At 65.0% G+C, this 22,273-nt stretch carries 16 protein-coding genes; 7 read left to right on the top strand and 9 right to left on the bottom strand.

Annotated elements, in window-relative coordinates:
• Nucleotides 1–340: 340 nt before the first annotated feature.
• Together B4V04_RS15160 and glmS are read right to left on the bottom strand one after the other, a co-directional pair.
• On the bottom strand, nt 341–2,050 hold the full coding sequence (locus B4V04_RS15160; protein ID WP_498232562.1) for an asparagine synthase-related protein: 1,710 nt from the start codon (nt 2,048–2,050) through the stop codon (nt 341–343).
• 28 nt (nt 2,051–2,078) lie between these two features.
• Complete coding sequence (gene glmS, locus B4V04_RS15155) at nt 2,079–3,887, bottom strand: glutamine--fructose-6-phosphate transaminase (isomerizing) (protein WP_498232561.1); 1,809 nt, start codon at nt 3,885–3,887, stop codon at nt 2,079–2,081.
• Between the two features lie 367 nt (nt 3,888–4,254).
• Here glmS and B4V04_RS15150 point away from each other — a divergent pair, with 367 nt between their 5' ends.
• Nucleotides 4,255–5,145, top strand: coding sequence for a DsbA family protein (locus B4V04_RS15150; protein ID WP_498232560.1), 891 nt, complete (start codon nt 4,255–4,257; stop codon nt 5,143–5,145).
• A 447-nt stretch (nt 5,146–5,592) separates the two neighbouring features.
• Here the strand turns inward: B4V04_RS15150 and B4V04_RS15145 are convergent, their stop codons facing one another.
• The 6 genes from B4V04_RS15145 to B4V04_RS15120 form a co-directional block, all read right to left on the bottom strand.
• The gene (locus tag B4V04_RS15145) at nt 5,593–7,560 is read right to left on the bottom strand and encodes a hypothetical protein (protein WP_498232559.1); all 1,968 of its coding nucleotides are present in this window, start codon (nt 7,558–7,560) and stop codon (nt 5,593–5,595) included.
• 48 nt (nt 7,561–7,608) lie between these two features.
• Entirely contained in the window at nt 7,609–8,697 is a 1,089-nt protein-coding gene (locus tag B4V04_RS15140) for an ATP-grasp domain-containing protein (protein ID WP_498232558.1), read from the bottom strand.
• A 380-nt stretch (nt 8,698–9,077) separates the two neighbouring features.
• Nucleotides 9,078–10,103, bottom strand: a complete 1,026-nt coding sequence (locus tag B4V04_RS15135; protein WP_498232557.1) for a DUF354 domain-containing protein — start codon at nt 10,101–10,103, stop codon at nt 9,078–9,080.
• A gap of 9 nt (nt 10,104–10,112) precedes the next feature.
• Nucleotides 10,113–11,399, bottom strand: coding sequence for a nucleotide sugar dehydrogenase (locus B4V04_RS15130; RefSeq protein ID WP_498232556.1), 1,287 nt, complete (start codon nt 11,397–11,399; stop codon nt 10,113–10,115).
• On the bottom strand, nt 11,392–12,780 hold the full coding sequence (locus tag B4V04_RS15125; RefSeq protein WP_498232555.1) for a nucleotide sugar dehydrogenase: 1,389 nt from the start codon (nt 12,778–12,780) through the stop codon (nt 11,392–11,394). Before B4V04_RS15125 ends, B4V04_RS15130 begins: the two co-directional genes overlap by 8 nt.
• Nucleotides 12,777–13,358: an N-acetyltransferase gene (locus B4V04_RS15120; RefSeq protein ID WP_498232554.1), complete on the bottom strand. Its 582-nt coding sequence runs from the start codon at nt 13,356–13,358 to the stop codon at nt 12,777–12,779. The genes B4V04_RS15125 and B4V04_RS15120 overlap by 4 nt, the downstream gene beginning before the upstream one ends.
• Before the next feature lie 431 nt (nt 13,359–13,789).
• Here B4V04_RS15120 and B4V04_RS15115 point away from each other — a divergent pair, with 431 nt between their 5' ends.
• The 3 genes from B4V04_RS15115 (at nt 13,790) to B4V04_RS15105 (ending at nt 17,108) form a co-directional block, all read left to right on the top strand.
• Entirely contained in the window at nt 13,790–14,872 is a 1,083-nt protein-coding gene (locus B4V04_RS15115; RefSeq protein WP_498232553.1) for a DUF1616 domain-containing protein, read from the top strand.
• Nucleotides 14,872–15,441 carry a metal-dependent hydrolase gene (locus tag B4V04_RS15110; protein ID WP_498232552.1) on the top strand — a complete coding sequence of 190 codons (570 nt, stop codon included), beginning with the start codon at nt 14,872–14,874 and terminating at the stop codon, nt 15,439–15,441. Before B4V04_RS15115 ends, B4V04_RS15110 begins: the two co-directional genes overlap by 1 nt.
• Nucleotides 15,442–15,590: 149 nt before the next feature.
• The gene (locus B4V04_RS15105; RefSeq protein ID WP_498232551.1) at nt 15,591–17,108 is read left to right on the top strand and encodes a pectate lyase family protein; all 1,518 of its coding nucleotides are present in this window, start codon (nt 15,591–15,593) and stop codon (nt 17,106–17,108) included.
• Nucleotides 17,109–17,194: 86 nt separating this feature from the next.
• On the opposite strand, the gene B4V04_RS15100 is transcribed toward B4V04_RS15105, so the two are convergent.
• Complete coding sequence (locus B4V04_RS15100) at nt 17,195–17,878, bottom strand: helix-turn-helix domain-containing protein (protein WP_498232550.1); 684 nt, start codon at nt 17,876–17,878, stop codon at nt 17,195–17,197.
• Nucleotides 17,879–18,044: 166 nt separating this feature from the next.
• Between B4V04_RS15100 and B4V04_RS15095 the strand changes: the two genes are divergently transcribed.
• The 3 genes from B4V04_RS15095 (at nt 18,045) to B4V04_RS15085 (ending at nt 22,088) form a co-directional block, all read left to right on the top strand.
• Nucleotides 18,045–19,070 carry a glycosyltransferase family 2 protein gene (locus B4V04_RS15095; RefSeq protein WP_498232549.1) on the top strand — a complete coding sequence of 342 codons (1,026 nt, stop codon included), beginning with the start codon at nt 18,045–18,047 and terminating at the stop codon, nt 19,068–19,070.
• Between the two features lie 102 nt (nt 19,071–19,172).
• A complete protein-coding gene (locus B4V04_RS15090; protein ID WP_498232548.1) occupies nt 19,173–20,810 on the top strand; it encodes a right-handed parallel beta-helix repeat-containing protein in 1,638 nt (545 codons plus the stop codon).
• A 57-nt stretch (nt 20,811–20,867) separates the two neighbouring features.
• Nucleotides 20,868–22,088 carry a glycosyltransferase gene (locus B4V04_RS15085; RefSeq protein ID WP_498232547.1) on the top strand — a complete coding sequence of 407 codons (1,221 nt, stop codon included), beginning with the start codon at nt 20,868–20,870 and terminating at the stop codon, nt 22,086–22,088.
• Nucleotides 22,089–22,273: the final 185 nt, after the last annotated feature.

The raw sequence follows: 22,273 nt of genomic DNA, 5'->3' as shown, positions 1-22,273 counted from the left end.
CCTCCGCTCGGCGCTCGACGAACCGCACTCGACGCGGCGCTTTCCGTTGACGAGCCACCTGCGAGGCACGGACCGGATCGATCGGGCGACTCCGCGGCCTCCATCGACAACTGACAAGCCTCGTGTGCCGCATTTCGAGCCCGCATTCGACGCTCTTACGAGTAGTTGCTGCGGGTTCAACAGCGGTTCGGCTCCTCCCCGGGATTCACGGCACAGTGAACCAGGCGCGGTCAGACGAGCCGTCGACGCGAGCGGCTACAGACAGCACTCGACCCGTCGACAGCGACCGCATGGCGTCAGTTCGGACAACCGCGGCCGACACCCAAATCGACCAGCCGGCTCAGGGCTCCGTGGGAATCTTCGGCGGCGGACACAGCACGTCGTTCGGTGTGAGGAGGTTCTCATCGACGGACGAGTTCATCCATTTGGTGATGTCGTTGATGCGGAGTTTGACCCTCACCGGTAGTTCGTGGATACTCGGATAGCCGGGGAACAGTTTGCGATCGAGCTCGTTTTCGGCGTACTGGGCGTCCATGTCCGGCCACGGCGAACTGAACGGGTCGATAACCGGCATCTTCCGCCGCAGGAACTTCTCGACCTGATTCTTCCGGAACGAGTGGTGTGGCCGGTCCGGCGGGCGGTGACGGAAGATGTCCGGGTTCAGTTTCCGCACCGCTTTCTTCATCGTCTTCGTGTTGCGTTTTTCGGGCGGCGTCTTCAGGTGCCAGTCGATGAGTTCGGCGTCGGCGGCGACGAACGACTCGATGTAGTTGTCGGCCAGCTCGAAGTGGAACGGAAGCGTCGGCTGGTTCTGGATGCCGATGAGCGCGATGCTATCGTAGACGTTGTCGTAGCGGTCCGACCATTTGTCGAACTGCTCGTCGACCACGTCGTCGATCAGGTCCATGCTCGTGTCGAACTCCTCGTAGCACTCGGGGAAGATGTGGTCGCACGCAGGGTGATAGCCGAACTTCGAGGAGAGTACCTCCGTCGGGTTCGGGTTCGGGTTGAGCCCCTGAAGCGGGAACCTGTTCCCGAAGAACTCGATGGCGTTCCGTGGGAGGAAGTGGCCACGAAGGAACGTGTCGAAGAACAACCCGTGGAAGATGGTGTCGACGTCCATCTTCTCGTCACACCCCGCATGGTGGACGTGGACCGATTCGCGGGTCCCCATGGAGTACTCGATGACGTCCTCGTCCACGTTGAGGTAGTCGTCGTCCGCGATGAGCGTCTTGTGGTCGGCTCCGTACTGATCGGCGATGTCACGTGCAACTTCGACCTCTGGATGGTCGGGTTCCCCGAGCGTGTAACAGATATCGATTCCCGGGTGTTGGGCGACGATCGTGCGAGAGTCGTACCCCCCACTCAGGAGGAGCCCCGTCTTCCCCGGGTAGTTCGACCGGCGGGCGATTGCACGCTCGATACGGTCGGCGAGCTCGTCGACGTAGTCGAACGTCTCCGGGTCTGCCGGGTCGTAGACGAACCGAGACAGCGTTCCCGCCTCCTCCCCCGTGATGTAGCCGTCGAACGGGATCGTACTGAGGCGGTCGAACACGGTTCGCTCGTCGACGACGACGCCCATGTGGGCGAATTCGAGCAAGCCGCGCCTGTCGACGTCCGTGTTCGGAACCGCCGAGAGCACGCGTTGCGGGTTCGTTCCGAAGACCCGACCGTCGGGCGTGTCCGCGTAGAAGCACTGCCACGTCCGTGCCGGGTCGGTGGCGACGATCGCCTCGTCGTCGAGTTCGACGAACGCCAGGAACGACCCGTTGAGCTCGGCGAACGCGTCGGTGCCGACCTCCTCGTATCGATCCAGGGTGTACTCGGCGACCTGGGTCGAAACGCCGTCCGGGGGAAATATCTCCCCCCAGAGGATACAGTGACCGCGCTCGTCGCTGTGGATGGCCGACCGACCGGGGAACCCGATTGCCGGATCTCGGATCGCGACAGTCGCGCTCTCGCCGTCGGCGACCCGGTCGAAGCTCGGCCGCGACGCTAACTCGTTGAACGCGCCGTCGTCGTCGAGTACGCCAAACAGTTCCTTGTTCATCGTTCGTAGGGACGATTGAAAATCGGTGTCATTCGACGGTGACGCTCTTCGCGAGGTTACGCGGTTTGTCGATGGCCCGATCCAGCTCGGTCGCGCAGTGGTACGACAGCAGCTGCAGCTGAACGTTCGCCAGGAGGTTCGAACAGACGGAGTGCAGGTCGGGCACGTAGAGGTGTTCGTCGGCGGTGTCGACGATGCCGTGGTCGGGCGGCGAGACGGCGACGATCGATGCGCCTCGCGCCTGGGCTTCCTTCGCGTTCGTCACCGTCTTCTCGTTGTCCTCGGCACAGACCGCGAACACCGGCGTCTTCTCAGTGACGAGCGCCAGGGGGCCGTGTTTGAGTTCGCCGGAAGCGAACCCCTCGGCGTGTTCGTAGGTGATCTCCTTGAACTTCAGCGCGCCCTCCTTCGCGACCGAACAGCCGAGGCCGCGGCCGATGAAGAAGTAGGACTCGCTGTGGAGGAACTCCCGCGCCAATCGGGAGGTGTCACTCGACTGGAGAATGTTCTCGACCTCGTCAGGCAGCTCCATGAGGTCCGCCACGAGTTCGTCCGCGTCCTCGACCCGATTCCCGCTCTCGTTAACGCGAGCGAGGTGCTGACTGAGCATCGTGAGCAGCACGGCCTGCGACGAGAACGTCTTCGTCGCCGCGACGCCGATCTCGGGCCCCGCGCGGATGTACAGGGCCTCGTCCGCCTCCCGCGCCGCCGTCGATTGGACGACGTTCGTCACTGCGAGCGTCTCGACGCCCGCCTCGTTGGCCTGCCAGAGCGCACCGAGCGTGTCGGCCGTCTCGCCGCTCTGGGTGACGGCGACGAAGAGTCTGTTCCCCGGCGGCGTACCGGTGTTGGCGTCGTACTCGCTGGCACGGATCGCTCGCGCGGAGACGTCACAGCGGTTCAGCAGGCTCGCCCCGAAGAGGGCGGCGTGGTACGAGGTACCACATCCGACGAGGTGGACGGTGTCGATGTCGGAGAGGTCCTTGTCGATGTCGAGGTCCGTGGTACCGGCGTCGGTGTCGAGACGGCCCTCGACGGTCTTCTGAAGCGAGGTCGGTTGGCTGTGGATCTCCTTCAGCATGAAGTGGTCGTACTGGCCCTTGCCCGTCTCCTCGGGTTGCCAGTCGACCTGCTCGATCTCGTGTTGGGCCGTCTGATCGTTCTCGTCGATGAAGTTGACCCGCTCCTCTCGGACTTCGATGGTGTCGCCGTCCTCGAGGTAGACGACCTCGTCCGTGTGGTCGAGGAACGCCGGAACGTCGCTTGCGAGGTAGTAACTCTCCTCCTCGACACCGAGGACGAGTGGCGACCCTCGGCGGGCGGCGAAGATGGAGTCGATGCCGTCAACGATCACCGCGATGGCGTAGCTCCCCTCTAGTTCGTCTATCGTCTGCTCGAACGCGCTGAGCGCTTCGTTCCCTCGGTCGAGGTAGTACGCGATGAGGTTGGGGATGACCTCGGTGTCGGTGTCGCTCGTGAACTCGTACCCCTCCTCGATCAGCCGCTCCTTGATGGACTCGTAGTTCTCGATGATGCCGTTGTGAACGGCGGCGACGCGGTCTGAACCGTCCGTGTGCGGATGTGCGTTCTCGTCGCTCGGCGGACCGTGAGTACTCCACCGAGTGTGGCCGATACCGAGGTTCGCTTTGGATCCCTCGCCGTCGATGGTCTCCTTGAGGTCCGAGACGCGGCCCGAGCACTTCCAGACGTCGAGTCCGGACCCGTTCTTCACCGCGACCCCCGCCGAATCGTAGCCGCGGTATTCGAGCTTCTCGAGGCCGGTCACGATCGGGTTCAGCACTCGCTCGTCCCCGATGTGGGCGATGATGCCACACATATCAGCGCACCTCCCTACGGGCGGGGGCGCGGCGGTCTGTACGACCGGTCTCTGCATTCGAACTGGTCGGTGTGGTCTGGTTCGTCGCAGCCGAACGTTGAGTCTGGCGTTTCATGGTTATCGGGGTCCGCGGGCGGACGGGTTGCCCCTGACAAACCCCATGCGCTGAGAGCCCCATTACTATAGATGCGCTAAGGGACGATACGGCTGACAACCGAGGACTCATCGGCGCCGAGTCGAGCGGTTTCCGGACGGATCCCGTCCGCGCTCCGTTGTTCCCCGTTTAGGCACGACGTCAGATGCGAGAACGCCTTCCAGCACGCCTTACACGACCGATAATAATGACGTTCACGCCCGGGTAGTCTGTATGGACGACAACCCGGTGAGCAGACGACGGTTGCTCGGACTATCAGCGATCGCCGCGGTGCCGGCACTGAGCGGCTGTGCGAGCGTCGTCGATGATACCGACTCGGAGCCCGAACGAACGGCGACGAACGCCTCGGCGCCACAGAACGCCGCGACGAACGCGACCGAGAGCGATGCCGCGACCGAAAACGGGACCGCGACCGACGAGCAAGTGGCCCCGGGCGACCGGCCGGAGACGATCTCCGAACCGGACATCGACGTGCCGAGCAGCTCCCTCCTCGAAGAGCGCCCGCGTCAGCGATATCCGACGCTGGGGACCGCCGACACGACGGTCACCCTCTACGGGAACTGGAAGTGCCCGTACACGCAGGAGTTCGTCAACGAACAGTTCGACGACCTCGTCGACGACTTCGTCGCCACCGGCGACGTCTCCGTCGAGTTCCGAAACGTGGCGTACGTAGACGGCGAACCGTATCTCGGCGAGGACGCGCCGAGAGCGACCGAGGCGGGCCTCGCCGTCTGGGACATCGACCCGTCGTCGTTCTGGGACTACTTCGCGTACGTCTTCGCCAACCAGCCGCAGGAGCGATTCGAGTGGGCGACGACCGACAACCTCGTTCGCTTCGCCGAGCGCGCGGACGTCGACGGACTCGACCAGATCCGACAGGCCATTCGCTCCCGAACGTACAATCGGAGCGTCGAACAGTCCGCCGAACGCGCCGACGGACTCGAGATCACGACCGTTCCGCGCGTCGCCTACGGCGACTCCGTGACGGCACCGACCGTCGACCCCGAGTCGACCCGCGAGCAGTTCGAACGGGCGGCCGACGGGGCGTCGGGATCCGGCGACGACTCGTCCGGCGGTAACGGCACCGCGATCGACGGAACCTAGACGCGGTCGCGGACTCCAACGAACCCGAGCAGTCGGACGAGAGCCGCTTCGCGGAGGCAACTCCCGTGTTTTCGCACCGTTTCCAGCCGCAGGCGCTCAGCGGTTGACGCGTGTTCCGTGCCGACCGTCGCGGGCGGATGAGGCAGACCCAGCGCGGCTCCCGTCGCGCTTCAACTGCGACCCCCGTCGCTGTCGGTCCCGTCTCGGTCGGATTCTCCTCGACCCGTCCGGAAACCCCGCCGAAGAACACGCCGACCCCGAGTAGACGGTCGACCGTCCCTCGCGGGGCGTCGCCGCAACGCGAGGAACGCACCGCGTGGCATCGTCGTCAACGGCGGTTCGACCGTCCGTCGAGACGCGCTGACCGATCCGCGCTTCGTGTTCCGCACGACGACCGTCCGTCGGCGCGACGGGGACGCAAGATACGAGAAGAGCGGCCGCGGTCGATCAGGACCCGGGCAGCGTGCAGACGGTGACCTGCCCGTTCGCGTAGACGTGGTTGGTCGTCGACGGACAGATGTCCGTCTTCGACGGGTTGAGGTTCGTTGCCGCCTCGGTCTGACTGTTCATGAAGTACGAGGCGCTCTCGGACTGGTAGTCCCGGTACACCGAAGTCCCTTGGGGCACCGGCCGTCCCGCCTCCGCGGGGAGCGGTTCGGCCGGATGCGCGTCTGTTCGTTCCCACACTGTCCCGTACGGCAAGTCGGTGTAGATCTCGCCTCCTTCGTCGGTCGGACGGGCGTTGCCGTACGTGTCGACCGCGGCGAGCTCCTGGTCGGTGTACGAGAGCCGTTCGTGTTGGTCCGAGAACACCGGACTGTCCATCGCGCCGTCGTTCGACATGACCATCACGTTCGGGTAGATCAGCACGAGCATGAGCAGGACGACGCCGGCGACCTTGAGCGACGTTCGGTTCGCGAGGTGACGGAACCCGAGGACGCCGACGATGGCGAGGAGCGCGTAGAGGAACCCGATCCAGCGGCCCGGCACGAAGCTCTCGATACCGAACAGCGGGAGGCCGAGGACGACGAACAGCATCGCGACGATGGCACCGACGAAGGTGTACGTCGTCTGTGTCGCACGCGACCGCTTGAGGACGGTGAGACACCCCAAGACGCCTGCGAAGATCAGCAGGAGGAATCCCGCTTCGGTGACGTACGTCGACATCTGCGAGAGGAGCGTCTGCCCGCCGCCGCCGGCGACGCCGGAGGCGCCCTCGGACCCCCCGCTCCCGCTGACACCGGTCAGGAACCCGGCGTTGAACAAGTTCACGTAGAGGTAGCTGAGGACGGTCTCGAGGAAGGTGTCGCCCTTGTACGGGGTCAGCGACCACGTGAAGACGATGAGCCCGAGGTTGAACCCCACGAGACCGATGAGGTTCACCGGGTTCGACCCCCCGCCAGTGAACGACAGGGCGTCCGGTTCCTCGGTGAAGAAGCTGAACTGGAGCAGTATCTGCGCGGCGAGCCCCGCGAAGAGCAACACTAGCATGATGAACGACGACACCTGGTGCGTGAGGATGATGGCGGTGCTAAATAGCACGAGCAGACCGAAATCGCGCCATCGCTCGCTGGCGTGGGTGATCCGCACGAGACTGTACATGCACGCGAGGAAGAACACGAGTCCCATGCTCGTCGGGATGAGGTGGATTCCCCATCGGATGACCTGGTCGCCCATCGCGTAGAGCGCCGCCGCCGCGAGCGCCCACCGGAGCGGCACGAGCAGGCGGGCCGTGCCGTAGACGAACAGCGGAATGAGCGGCATCACGACGCCGAGGGAGAGGTACAGCGCGTTCCGCAGCGACAGGCCTAACAGATTGGTGGACGTCGCGGCGAGCAGATGGTACAGCGGCGACGCGTAGTACTTGATCTCGCTGATGGCCGACAGCGAGTCGGTCCGGAGTATCGTCTCGACGAACGTCGTGTGCGACCAGATGTCGATGCCGACGTACCCCGTCGTGGTGTAGAGCGCGGCGAACCGGACGACGAACGAGAACACGATGACCTGCGCGAGGAACACTCCCGGGCGCAGCTCCTCGTCCGGTGCGAGCAGTATCTGCCCGAGGAGCAGGACCCCGACGACGCCGCCGACGTCCATGAACAGGACGCTTCGCTGACCCTGTAACGCGGCCAAGAAGACCATCGCGGCGAGGCCGAGGAAGACGCCGACGGAGAGCAGTCTCGTCGCTGACGGCGTCAGCGTCGGGAGTCCGTCAGTTGTCCGGGTCCCGCGGGCCGCCGCGAGATAGAGGAGACAGCCGACCCCCAATATCGGCGGGAGCGTCACGATGAATATCTGTGACGACAGGAACCGCAGGGGGAACATCCCGAGGGCGAGCACCAGGCCGACGATCGCTACCAGTACGTCGAGTTCTGCCTGTCGTAACCGTCCGTGTATCGATGAAATCGGATTCATGTGTCGAGGTGTGAGTGCCGAGTCAGGGAATGCCGACTCGGCGGGTCGTTAGATTGTTGTCGGGCTCTTCTCGGGGCGGAAGACGATCTCCTGCCAGTCGTGGGTGACGTGCGTCCCCCAATCGACGGTGACCTCCGGGAGGTCCCAGCCGAGTGCGTGCTGCACGCTCTGTGAGGGGATGTTCGCGCCTGCACCGACACACGCAGTGACGGACTCGGAGAGGTGCGGGTTGACCCCGACGAGCTTCGGCGTGCCGTCGGCGGCGTGCTTGAACCGGACGTTGGCGCTGTACTCTACGTCGAGGAGCGCACAGACTTGGCGCGCGTTCTCGATGAGTTTCGGCGCCTCTTCGACCGTCCCCGTGTACGAGCGTCTGGCATCTATTTGATCGTGAGAACGAGAGACCGTGACCGGAACGTCGTCTTCGCGGGCGACGACGTCGACACTGTACTCTTCGCCCGGCAGATACTCCATCACGACGAGATCCGGAAACGGTTCCGTCTCCTCGAAAACCGGGAGGACGCCGTCCAGTGTGCTCACCATGTCGTTCGGTTGCGTATCCAGCAGGACGTTGGAGCGGTCCGCCTCCGAGTCGAGGACGCGCACCTCGTCGCCGGCGGGGCGCTTGAAGCAGACGCGCCGATCGGGGTATCCGAGCGCGCGAACCGCGTCGACGAACTCGTCACAGGTCGAGACGCGGTAGAACTCCGGCGTGATGTGATGGCCATGTCGAACGAGATGGTCGTACAGTCGCCCGGTGTCCATCGCGGTGGACAACGTCCCGGGATCCGAGACCATCACCTCGATACCCTCGCTCTCGAATCTGGGCTTCGCCTCGGAGAGCGACCGGAGGTCCGTCGGCTGGAGCGGGAACACCACGTCGACGTCCTCACGCCGCGCGACGTCAATCACGTCCGGGATGAAGTCGTCGCCCGCGGAGACGGTCTCCGCGGTGTCGACGAGGGGGAATCCGCTCGCGTCGGGGATCGTTTCGACGCCGACGATGTGAGGATCGAACGCATCGGTCCGGCGGACGGCCTTGATGATGCCCAAAGCACCGGGCGTGCCGGCACCCGTCACCATCACGGTCACGTCCCGCTCCCGACCGGAACGTCGAGCTGTATCTGGTAGCGTCATCAGGAGAGTACGGGCGCCATAGGCCCCTTATTATATAGCCGATAAATGTGCTCTCCCGTCGAAATTCGACCGTATAGCCGGATCGGGGTCTCCGTGCGTGGCCGCACGCTCAGCGCGACGGGCCGGACGGGCACTCCCCGACCTCGACTCCCGGTGGGACTCGGTCCGTCGACGACCCGCCCGGACTCACACGGGACGACTCGCTCACGCCCGGGACGACTCGCTCACGCCCGGGACGACTCGCTCACGCCCGGGACGACGAACGCGAGAACAGAGACGACGCCGCCGGCGACGCGCGTCCGATCGCGACGAGTCGTTCCGACCGTCGTTCGGTCGTTCGACCGGTGACGCATCACGTCCGGAGAACGGCGGATCCGAAGCTACTCTGCGGCCGAGAGCACTCGATCGACGACGACGTCCGTCGCGTCGGTCTTCTGTTCGAGGAGGTCCCGGCGGCGCTGCTCCCAGTCGATCTCCGGCGACTCGAGGATGCCGACTGCCCGACTCGCGGCGCGTTCGTTCCGACGCTCACCGTGATACCCGAACAGCAGGTCGTGCGCCGAGAGGTCACGCATGAGGCCGGGGTTCGCACTGTGGACGTACACCGACGGCGTGCCGAGGACGGCACTCTCGGACGCCATCGTCCCGCTCTCTCCGACGAAGAGGTCGGCGTACGCGAGAACGTGATGGATGAGATTCGGGTCGATGTCGATACCGTACCCGTCGAGCCCCGGGGGGAGTGCGTCGTCCTCGGCCGAGACGAGGACTTCCGCCCCCGTCTCCTCGAGGCGATCGACCAGTTCCGTGAGATCGGCGAGTCCCTCGTCGCCGACGTCGTGCGCCGCGCCCCAACTGACCAACCGAAGGACCGCGTAGGTGTCGTCGGCGTCGACGGGGAGTTCGTCGAGCACGGACGGATCCGGGTCGAACCGGTCGGGGTGGAGGTAGGCGAGCTCGTGGTAACTCGGGTATCGGTACTGGTTGGGGCCGGCGTCGTCGAGATAACAGTCGGGCGTCGCGATCTCGTCCGCGAAGGGGAACGTCAACCGATTCGACAGCGTCGCGTGCTCGGTGTCGGTGAAGATGACGCTGTCCGCGTCGATCAGCTTCGCGACGTGTGCGGCCTCGATACCGCCGATCGCCGTCATCACGTCGGGGCCGATCGCTCTCGCGTCGCGGTACAGGCGGTACTCGATCGCGAGCGTCGACACCGCCGTGCCGGCCAGCGACCCACCGCGAGACCCGACGACCTCGTAGTCGATGTCGTATCCGTTCAGGAGCGACAACGCGACGTCCTTGTCGAGCGCGCGGACGTGGACCTCGTGGCCGAGTTCCTCCAGCTCCTCGATGGCGTGCTTGAAGAAGTGGACGTGCGCAGGATGCTGAACCGTGATGAGGACATCCATGTCAATCACTCACAGCTGTGCGTAGTGGAACCCGTGCTCGGCGGCCTCGGTGGCGTCGAACACGTCCGCCACGTCGACCATGATCGGGTCGGAATCGAGATCCGACGCCATCGACTCGAGTTCGTAGTCGGTGAACTCCTCGTGGGCCGTCGCGACGACGACTCCGTCGTAGGCCGCGAGGTCGACCGATTCGGTCACCTCGATGTCGAAGACGTCCCGTGACTCGTCCGGGTTCGCGTGCGGGTCGTACCCCACGCAGTCGATGTCGAACTCGTCTAGCTTCTCTATCATCGATCCGACTTCGGAACTGCGGATGTCGCCGACACCGGGTTTGTAGGCGAGACCCAGGACTAACAGGCGCGTGTCCTGCAGGACCCGACCGGCGTCGTTGATCGTCTTGACCGTCTTGCGGGCGGCGTGTACGGGGACGTACTCGTTGATCTCGCGCGCCTGCAACACGAGCTTCGGCGAGAACCCGTCCCGCTTCGACTGATAGGTGAGGTAGAACGGGTCGACGGGGATGCAGTGCCCGCCGACGAACCCGGGCGAGTACTCGTCGTGGAAGTTCCACTTGGTCCCGGACGCCTCGAGAACGTCTTTCGTCGTCAGCCCCATGTGATCGCAGGCGATGGCCAGCTCGTTGATCAGGGCGATGTTCATGTCCCGCTGGACGTTCTCGATGACCTTCGACGCCTCCGCGGTCTCGATGTCCGGGGCCCGATGGATACCGGCGTCGACGATGCTCCCGTAGAGGTCGGCGAGGTCCTCGCGGACCTCCTCCGTGTTCGCTCCGACGACCTTGACCACGTCGCTGACGCCCCGCCCGGTGTCGCCGGGCGAGGCGCGCTCCGGCGAGTAGCCGACGAAGACGTCCTCGCCGACGGTGAACTCCGACTCGGACTCGAGGGCCGGGGCGAGGACGGACTCCGTCGCGCCGGGGTAGACCGTCGACTCGAGGACGACGGTCGTTCCGGGCGAGACGTGTCTGCCGATGGTCTCGGCGGCCGACTCCACGTACTGAAGGTTCGGGTTCTCCATGCTGTCGACCGGCGTCGGCACCGTCACGATGACGTAGTCCGCCTCCCAGATCCGCGACTCGGCGGTCGTGAACGTCACGTCGGAGCTCGCGACGCCCTCGTCGGTGACGTCCCCGGTCGGGTCGATCCCGGCGTCGAGATCGGCGACCTTGTCCGGGTCCACGTCGTAGCCGATGACCGACTTCCCGGCGTCGTCGAACTCGATGGCCAACGGCAGGCCGACGTAGCCCAGCCCGACGACGCAGACGGTCTCAGTCATGGAGACCGATTCCTCGGTAGGCGACGTCCTCGTCGTCGCGGTACTCGGTCGCGGCCTGTCGCCCGTCGACGAACACGACCGGGCGGGAGTCGACGCCGAGCTCCGGGACGTCGAGGTAGTCGAACGACTCGTGAGCGGTCACGAGGACGACGGCGTCCACCGACAGGTCGTGGCCGTTCACGTCACCGACGATGGTCGCGCCCGCGTCCTCGAAGACGGCGGTGTCGTCGAGAATCGGGTCGCTCGCGAACACGCCAGCGCCCGCGTCGTCGAGATGCTCGATGACGGGGAGCGCCGGCGTCTTGCGAATCTCCTCGACGCCGGCCCGGTAGGTCAGTCCGAGGACGAGGACGGAGGCGTCTTCCGGGTCGACGCCGCGCGCCCGCAGCTCGTCGAGCGCCGTCTGTGCGGTGACGTGCGGCATCTCGTCGTTCACGTCGCGAGCGGTCCGCATGAGGGGCGCCTCGGTCTCGAACTGCTTGATCAGGAACTGCGGATAGTAGGGGATGCAGTGGCCGCCGACGCCGGCGCCCGGCGTGTGGATCTCACAGAAGGGCTGGGTGTTGGCCACGTCGATGGCCTCGGTGACGTCGATCCCGAACTCGTCGGCGTGGGTCGCGAGCTCGTTCGCGAGGGCGATGTTGACGTCGCGGTAGACGCCTTCGAACACCTTGACCGCTTCCGCCGTCGTCGTGTCCGAGACGGTGATGACCTCGTTCGAGGAGATCTGGTCGTAGATGAGCGCCGCGGCGCGGGCACTCTCGGCGTCGGCACCGCCGACGACTTTCGGGTACGCGCCGCGGATGTCCTCGAGCGCGCGCCCGGAGGAGGTCCGCTCGGGACAGAACGCGAGGCCGAACTCGCCCAGCGAGAGGCCGCTTTCGGCCTCGAGCTGGGGGAGGAGGACGTCGCGACAGGAACGCGGCGGAAGCGTCGACTCGAAGATGACGAGGTCGCCCTCGTCGAGCCCCCTGCCGATGGCCTCGGTCACCGCCTCGATGACCGAGAGGTCCGGGCGGTCGTCCTCGTCGACGAGCGTCGGGACGATGACCACGTGGACGGCCGCCGCTTCGGCGACTTCGCGGGGTTCGGTGCTCGCGGTGAGCGCGCCGTCCGCGACGAGGTCCTCCACGAGGTCCCCGAGACCGGGCTCACCGACGATGTGGCTTCGTCCGCCGTTGATCTCGCGGACGACGTCGCCGTCGATGTCCGCACCGGTCACGTTGCCGGTGGTGTCGGCGTAGACCGAGGCGAGCGGGAGGCCCATCTTGCCGAGTCCGTAGACGCCGACCGGGACGTCACCGGAGGTGAGTGCAGCGATCTGTTCGTCTTCGGAGCGAGTCGAGCCGTAGAGGTTAGTCAGGGCTGTTTGTGAGCTCATATCGAGTTCTCTGCTTGCAGTTTCGGCGGCAGCCGACGGTGGTCAGCGGGCGTTCCGACGGCCAGCGTCTCCGACGGTACGTCTTCGGTGACGACCGCCCCGGCGGCGACGAACGCGTCCTCGCCGACGGTCACGTCGGGGAGCACGGTCGCGTTGCCGCCGACGGAGACGCCGTCCTCGAGCGTCGGGCCGACCATCTCGACGTCCTGGCGGACCGGATACGGGTCGTTCGTCAGCACCGAGCCGGGGCCGACGAAGACGTCGTTGCCGATGCGGGTGTCGGTGGGCACGTAGACGCGGCTCTGGAGGCTGACGTTCGAGCCGACGACTGAGGTCCCGTCGACGACGGTCTTGGTGCCGACGACCACGTCGTCGCCGAGTCGGGTGTCCTCCCGCACGAGCGCGTCGTGGCCCGTGACGAATCCGTCACCGATCTCGACGTCGCTGTAGATGACGGTTCCGGAGCGAATCGTCGCGTCGTCCCCGATGACCGTCCGCTCGGGGTCATCACCGGCGGGATAGCCGATGGTAACGTCGTCGTCGATCTCACACCCGGTTCCCGTGACGTACGAGTTCATGGCCCTGTCGAGTCGACGGCCGCCTCGGTCCCGTCCGGACTCGACCCGTCGTCGGTCGAGCGGAGGGTGGTAGCGAGTACGAGCAGTGCGACGAGCAACGCGGCGAATTTGATTCTGGTACGCATCTGTGTATCACTCCGCGGACCGCCGTAGCCCGCGACTCGAACTACCGGTCACACGAGAGAGCCATTATTATCGGGACAGTAAGGCCCAGAGCGCCCGTGAGCGTGCCACATTGGGGGTTTCGTAGGGCGAATTCCACCGAGACGCCGCCGGGCGACTCGTCGAAATATCGGCGTATCGCTCGCTTCACGGGGGTACGCCCGGTGTTTAGATACCGTCCTTATCGGCTCCGTAAGGGCTGTATTCGCCGTGTTTCGGGTGTGAACGATCTCGGCCATTTTTGAGGTGGGCACGACAAGCCGCGGTCGATGAACACGTCTCACCCCCGGTGGACACTCGACTTGCTCCTCGTCGTCGTGGGCGCGGTGACCGCACTCGCGGTCATCCTTCTCGGCGTGCCGGGGTCGATCCTCCGAAGCCTCTTCGTCGTCCCGCTCATCGTCCTCTACCCGGGATACGCGGTCCTCGCGGCCGTCTTCCCGGAGCGACGTTCGGACGTCGAATCCGATAGGATGGACGCCGACCAGGCGTTGACGCGCCCGACAACGCACACCGCGGGCCTCCTCTTCTCGGTCCGGCTGGCCCTCGCGGCGGCGTTGAGCCTCGCTATCGTCGGCGGCATCGCGCTGATCACGAACTTCCTCGGACTCGGCTTCGCCGCGCCGATCACCGGCGTGGGCGCGTTCGCGGTGACGATGCTGTTCACCGCCGTCGCCATCGTGCGGCGAGCGACGCTCCCGAGAGAAACGCGCGCCGGCCTCCCCTCCCTCGCCGTCGCGCTGGGAAGCCTGCCGGACGCGGTTGGCGACACCAGATCACCGCTCTCCGGCGGGTCTCGCGGGTCGTCGATCTCGCTCGTCGTCCACGTGCTCGTCGTCGTGAGCGTCCTCCTGTTCCTCAGCAGCGTGGGCTTCGCCATGGTCGAGACGCAGTCTCCCGACGCGGAGTTCACCGAAGCGTACCTCGTGACCGAGAACGGGTCCGAGTACGACGCCGGCGGGTATCCGCAGCAGCTCACGCGGGGTGAACCCACCCAGACGACGCTCGCTATCGCGAACCACGAACACCAGACCCAGAGGTACACCGTGGTCAGTGAACTCCAGCGGTTAGACAGAACCGCCAACGGGTCGCGAGTCGTCGAGAAGCGCGAGCTCTGGCGGGCGCAACAGTCGGTCGAAGACGGGGAGACGGCGTACCTCCAGCGCGACGTGACGCCCACGATGTCGGGCGACTCGCTCCGGCTCGTATTCCACGTCTACCGGGGTGAGGCCCCCGAGAACCCGACTCGCCAGAACGCCTACCGGACCGTCCAACTGGTCGTCGCCGTCGGCGACGGCGACGGCGGTACGCCGTCGATTCGGTCGCCGCCGACTGGGGGCGCGAGCGCCTGATGTGGCCGTGGGAACACCTGATCTTCGGCTACGTCTGGTACTCCGTCCTGCATCGGATCGCCTGGGGAAAGCCTATCAGCGACACCGAAGGGCTGACTCTCGCGCTGGCGACGCAGGCGCCTGACCTCGTCGACAAGACGCTGTCGTGGACGCTCGGCGCCGTCCCGTCGGGGTACGGTCCCGCACACTCGGTGCTGATCGGCCTTCCGGTCGCGGCCCTCGTCGCGGGCGCGCTGTGGACGCGGAACCGGGCGCGCGTCGCGGCCGCGTTCCTCCTGCCCTACGGCTCGCACCTCGCCGGTGACGCCCTCGCTCTCCGAGCGAACGGCCCGAACCTCGGACGCCTCCTCTGGCCCGTCGTGACGTTCGACGCCTACGAGACTCGCCTCGGGTTTATCGAACGCTTCGCGACCTACTTCGGGTCGTTCGTCGCGCAGATGACGGACCCGGAGAACCTCGTGTTGGTCCTAGGATACGCCGGGGTTTTCGCGTGCGTCGTCGTCCTCTGGGTGCTCGACGGGACGCCCGGGATTCGTCGAGTTCGACGGATCGTCGACGCGGGCCGCTGATTCCGCGCCGTCGCCCCCGACATATCGTAACATACGCGCCTCGATGCGAGAATCGACATGGGCATATGTATTTCAATCCGCATTTTCCAGCTGAATAGTGCGATAAACCCCGAAAATACTCAATAGGCGGGCTCAGTCAGATCCACCCGATGCGCAAGACGAGCGTAGATGGAGACGGAGAGAGACTACTAACGCGTCGGCGAGCAGTACAGGGGATCGGAGGGGTACTCGGGGCGCTCTCGTTCGCGGGAACCGCGACCGCCGAGGACGACTGGATAAACGTCGTCGAGGAGGGAGCGGATCCGACGGGAGGGGAGTCTATCAACCCGGTCTTAGACGAGATACCGTTCGACGACGGGACGACGCTGTATTTCCCGGAGGGGGAATACCTGATGGACGACACCGTCCGCCACGTCGGCTTCCGTGGGTTCGACCTTCGCGGCGACAACGCGACCATCGTCCCGGCGGCCGACTACGACGGGCAGTGGCTGTTCAAACTGGGGACGTTCGACCAGCCGGGGGAGGACCTCTACGTCGAGGGGTTCGACTTCGACTTCACGGCCGACGACACCGGTCTGCGAGCACTGCAGGCACAGGTCAGCGACGATCTGCTCGTCGAGGACCTCGAAGTGCGCGGGGAACACGACAGCGGAAACAAAGGCCCGTTCCTCTTCGATATCACCGACCCGTCCGGTATCGGAACCATCGCGAACGTCCGGATACCGGACGGGGGCGAGTTCTCGGCGAACACGTCGGGAGACATCAACGTGGGGCCGACGGGGATCATCGTCACCTCGCACCACGACGGCAAAATCTGGGTTCGCGACTGTGAGGTCGGCCCGTGGCCGGATAACGGCCTCTACTGTTCGACTGAGGGCGGACGGGTCGTCGTCGACGGAGGTCTCTTCAAGAACAGTAACATCGCGAGCATCCGCCTCTCGGGTGACTACAGTTCGATCCACGACGCCACGGTCATCGTCGACGATCGACGCGACAGCGACGCGAACCAGCGCGGGATCCGCCTCGACGGCGGGAAATACAACTGGATAGAGAACACGGACGTTCATCTGACGGACCCCAACGGCCATGCGATCAGCGTTCTGAACGACGTCGAGTGGGCGCGAATTCAGAACTCGCGGGTCGTCGTCGACGGCGACGTCCCCACGAAGGCGGTTTCCGTCTCGCCTCACGCGGGGAAGATCGACATCATCGGTACCGAGATCGAGTTCAACGCGCCCGGCCAAGCGCTCCACGTCCAAGGGTCCAGCAGTGCGGGCGCCGATCCGGTGTACGTCCTACAATCGAGCGTCACGGGGAGTGGTGACGGCTCCAACGGTCGCCACGCCGTCCGTATCGAGCGGGGTAACGGGACGTTCGATCGGTTCGACGTCGAGCAGACGGGCGACGACTACCGACGCGGTATCAAGGTCACGGGCGACGGCTGTACCTTCCGCTGGGGCGACCTCGAGACGACGCACATTCCGATCGTCAACGACGCCGACGGGACGAGGTTCCGCGGGATCACCGCGCGGTCGCTCGGCGACTACGAGGGGATGAAGATCCTCGACGGCTGCTCGGGCGTCGACATCGTCGAATCCACACTCTACAACGGCGTCTGGGAGTCCGGTACCGTCGACGTCGACTACGACGGCAACTGGTTCCTCTAATCGGCTCCGGTCGGTACCCGACGCGTACGCGGAGCGCTCTCCGGTCCGCCACCGACAACAGCGTTACCGCCGACCGACGGGGCCTTTCACGGGTCCAGCGTCGCTTCGATGAGCCGGTCGATCGCTCGACGGAGACGCTGTGACACACCCGATTTTGAGATGTCGAGCTCGTCGGCGATTTCCTCCTGTGAGACGTTTCGAGGGACCTGAAAGTAGCCGTTTCGGTAGGCGACGAGCAGCGCTTTGTGCTGTCCCGGTGGGAGCGCCGTCTCGGCACCGATATCCGTCTCTCGAGCGACGTGAAGTCGTTTGACGCGAAACGTGATCCCGTGGTCGTGATAATGGGACTGTATTCGGTGCAGCGTCGAGTGAGCGGGAACGTGCATCAGGATGTTCCAATCCCCATCGGCGTGCCGAGTGGAGATGACGTGTACGCCCATCTCAGTCGTCTCCGGGGGAAGGAGCGGGACTCCGCCCTCGAAGAGGACTTTGAACCGGTTTTCGTCGCCGATCGTTCCGATATACTCCGCTTCCGTCACCGTGGGATCACGCTCCAACTCGGTCCTCAGCCGCTCGATGTCGCTTCCCGCAACGTCGCTCTCCTCGACGGCGACGAACGCGCAGTCCCATCCGAGTCCCTGCGTCGGTTGGAACGCCAGTGTCACCGGACCCTGATGCGACGCGGTGAACGAGGATAAGATCAGTCGAGAGTCTTCGAGACGCACCTCGAGACATATCGGATGCGAAACGCCCTCACGTCTCTCGGTCATCGATACGTCGTCGTCACCGAGGTAGACGGGTTATTATGTAGATAGTAAGACCGCGAAGCTGACATGCCGGAGATTCGTGACTACTCGCCGTCAGTTCGGCACGACACACTACGATGCCTATAATAACGTCCAGTAAGCGCCAACTGACTGATAGCGCACCACTCAAATGTACAAAGACAACTCGATCGCCGTCGTCGTGCCGGCGTACAACGAAGAGGGATATGTCGGAGCCGTCATCGACACGATGCCCTCGTTCGTCGACATCGCGTACGTCATCGACGACGGATCCACCGACGGGACGTGGAACGAGATCGTTGAATCTGCCGACGCGTTCAACGCCGACCACACCCCCGAATCGCCGGCCTACGACGATGTCATCGTTCCCATCCAACACGACGAGAATCGCGGCGTCGGCGGGGCACTCAAGACGGGCTACCTCCGGGCGCTCGAGGACGGAGTCGATATCACCGCGGTCCTCGGCGGCGACGGGCAGATGGACCCCAACGAGCTCGCGAAGTACCTCGACCCCATCGCCGAAGGCGACGCCGACTACTCGAAAGGCAACCGCTTCATGAAGAGCGACGACCTGGCGGCCATGCCGAGCTTCCGCCTCGTCGGTAACTCCGTGCTCTCGTACCTGACGAAGATTTCGAGCGGGTACTGGAAGACGATGGACCCGCAGAACGGGTACACCGCCATCTCCCACGAGGCGCTGAGGGAGGCAGACATCGAGAGCATGTACGAATACTACGGGTACTGCAACGACCTGCTCGTCAAACTCAACACGGAGAACCTCCGCGTCGCCGACGTCGCGTGTTCGGCCGAGTACCTGTACGACGACGACTGGAAGAGCCACATCGACTACGGCGAGTACATCCCGCGCGTCTCGGGGATGCTGCTCCAGAACTACTTCTGGCGGGTGAAAAACAAGTACATGCTCCGCGACTTCCACCCGCTGGCGGCGTTCTACCTCCTCGGAACCGCCGTCTCGGGCATCTCGGCCCTCGGCCTCGCCGGCTCGGGGCTCTCCGGCGACGGCGACGGGCCGTCCGGCACCGGCAGTTGGGCCATCGGACTCCTCTTCGGTGCCGCGTTCCTCCTCCTCGGAACGGTCTTCGACCACGACGATAATCAGGCGCTCGAGATGCAGGTAGACGACGACACGTACGACACGACGGTTCCCACCGAGTAACCGTCACGGCCGATCGAATCTCAGGAATTAAAGACTGTCTGTATTTAAAGAATGTCCATTTGAAGAGAAAGAGGGTGACCGGGGGAGCCCGTTCACTCCTAGGTGAAGGAAAATATCTCAGCGTCCGGATCGCCCCGCGAGGGGGACGACACCGCCGGCTCGAAGATCACCAGACGAAGCTATCTGTTCGGCGCGGTCGGCGCGCTCGCGGTCGGGGGAACGCTCACGAAACCCGTGGCCAGCGTCCAAGCAAGCACGATGACAGTCGACGTTCCGCAGGCGTATCTCGACCGGTTCTCCAGCGTGGTGAACGTCGTCGAGGCCGGTGCGGACCCGACCGGGGGCGTCCCGATCGACGACACTCTCTCGGACGCCGTCGGCGACGACACCCTACTCGTCTTCCCGGAGGGGCGGTACCTGATGAACGAGCAACTCAGGGAGACCGGGTTCGACAACCTCGGGTTCTACGGCCCGAACGCCACGATCAGCCACGGGCGAATCGACGCGATCGACGGCAACCTGGTCACCGCGGGCGCGTTCTCCGGGGCGGCTCGGCTCTTCCGGCTCGGCGTCATCTACTCGCCCGGTCGCGACCTCCTCTTCGAGGGCTTCACCTTCGATTTCACGGGCGCGCAGTCGGGGATCCGCGCCATCGAGGCGTACGTCACCGACGGGCTCGAAGTCCGAGACGTCACTATCGAGGGACAGCACGACACCGGCACGCTCGGTCCGGCGCTGTTCAGCGTGACCGCGGCGAACGGACGCGGACTCGTCGAACGGTTCCGCGCGCCGGACGGCGGCGCGTACTCCGAAGACACCATCGGCGACATCAACCTCGGCCCGACGGGGATGCTCATCGATCCGTACAGCGCGGGGACGCTCCGCGTCGTGGACTGCGAACTCGGCCGGTTCCCGGACAACGGGCTGTACGCCTCGGGTGCGCACGGGACGGTTCACGTCGAGGGCGGAACCTACAAGAACAGCTCCGTCTCCTCGATCCGCATCAAGGGGTACCAAAGCAGTATTCGCGACGCCACGGTCGTCATCGACGAGATGGTCCCGGGAATCAGTCAACGCGGCATTCGGCTCGACGAGGGGTCCGACCTCCGCGTCGAGAACACCCACATCGAGGTCACCGGCCCGGCAGAGAACGCCATCCTCGTCCTCGACGACGTCGAGACGGCGACGATTCAGAACTGTTCCATCACGTTGAACGACGACGGCGGGTGTTCTCGCGGCATCCAGGTGACCGACGATTCCGGCAGCGTCGACGTCCTCGACACGACCATCGACATCCACGGGTCGAACTTCGCGGTGTTCATCCAGGGTAACAACACCCCGGAAGACTCGATGGTCCTGTTGCGGAACGTCACCATCACCGGGCCTGCACCGGGGAACGCCCAACGAGAGGCGCTTCGCGTCGAGCGCGCGAACGGCCGTTTCGAGAACTTGACTATCGACCAACCCGGAGACAGCTACCGTCGCTGCGTCGAGGTTCTGGCCGACGACAACCTGTTCGTTGGCGGGACCTACGAGGCGACGCACCACCCCTTCATCAACTCGGGGAGTCGGACGCGGTTCGACGAGATCACGGCCCGATCCTACAGCGGTCGGCAAGCCATCAAACTGTACGCGGACGGCACCGACGTGATCGTCACGGACTCCGTCTTCTACGGCGGATACATCGATAAGGGGGCGGAAGGCTTCATCGTCGACAACACCGAGATGCCGCCCGCCTGAGGCGGCTCTCGGCTTACCTACACGATAAGAAAGAGCCCGGCGCGGACACGTGAGGCCATGGACCGGGACCGACTGGCCGACAAGAACCTCCTCGTCGTCTCGCACGGGTACAAACACTTCGTCAAGTCACAGGTCGACGTGCTCGCGGAGTACTTCGACACGGTCACCGTCTGTGTCCGGTACAACTGGTTCGCGGACGTGGCTTCACGGCTCCCGGGTGACAGCGGAGACGGATTCGGCAAAGACTCGAAGATCGCCCGGTCGGACGTCCCGGAAAACGTCCACGTCGTCGAGACGCCCCTCTTGTATCTCCCCGTCGACTTCCACCGCGACCACTTCCTCGGACAGCAACACGCCCGGAAGGTTCGAACGGAGCTCGAGAGCCACCCGGTCTCGTTCGACCTGATCCACTGCCACATGTCGTGGACGTCGGGGTACGTCGGCGCGCGCCTGAAAGAGGAGTTCGACGTCCCGTACCTCCTCACCGTTCACGCGAATCGCAACTGGTTCCAAGAACAGCTGGACTCCGACAACGACCGACTGACACGGGCGTGGACCGACGCCGATCGACTGATCCGCGTCAACCGACGCGATCGCTCGAAACTCGAACCGTACAACGACGACGTCGTCCACGTTCCGAACGGGTACGACACGGACATCTTCGAGCGGGTTCCGACCGAATCGGCGCGCGAGCGGCTCGGTATCGGCGGCGACACGCCGGTCGTGTTCGCCCTCGGGACGCTGAAGCCGCGGAAGGGGTTCCAACACCTCATGCGCGCGATGACGCGAGTCCGAGACGCCGAGACGAACGCCAGACTCGTCATCGGCGGGCAGGGCGGGATGCGCGACGAACTCGAATCGCTCGCCGAGGAACTCGGCATCGCCGACCGGACGGAGCTCCTCGGCTACGTCGAGTCGGAGACGCTGAACGACTGGATGAACGCCGCCGACCTGATGGTCCTCCCGAGTTACAGCGAGAGTTTCGGCGTCGTTCAACTGGAAGCGATGGCCTGCGGAACGCCGGTCGTCGCAACGGAAAACGGCGGCAGTGAAGAGGTCATCACGAGCGACGACTACGGACTGCTCGTCGAGGGGCCTGAGTCACACGACGAACTCGCCGACGCCGTCCTCGAGGCGTTGGACCGGGACTGGGACGCCGACGCCATCGAGGCCTACGCGAACGAGTTCACGTGGGAGAACGTCTGCGAGGAGATCGCGGACCTCTACGTCGAGGTCCTCGAAGAGCGGCGAACTGATCCGATTCCGGCGGGGCACTGAGGGTCTGCGTCGACGTGATTAGGGCGAAGCCCCCGTGAAGACTCGGTCGTTGATAGAGGCCCCTTGCGAGCCACAGCGGACCGGTTCAGCGGGGCACCCGACTCGTTCTAGCTCTCTTTGGAGTGAATCGATCGGCCGTAGCTCCGCGCACTGCCCGCCACGTTAGCACATCGCACGATCTATGC

The organism is Halorubrum sp. B52 (genome assembly GCF_059752555.1).
The sequence above is the reverse complement of the archived record's forward strand: the minus strand, read 5'-3'. Positions and strand labels throughout refer to the sequence as shown.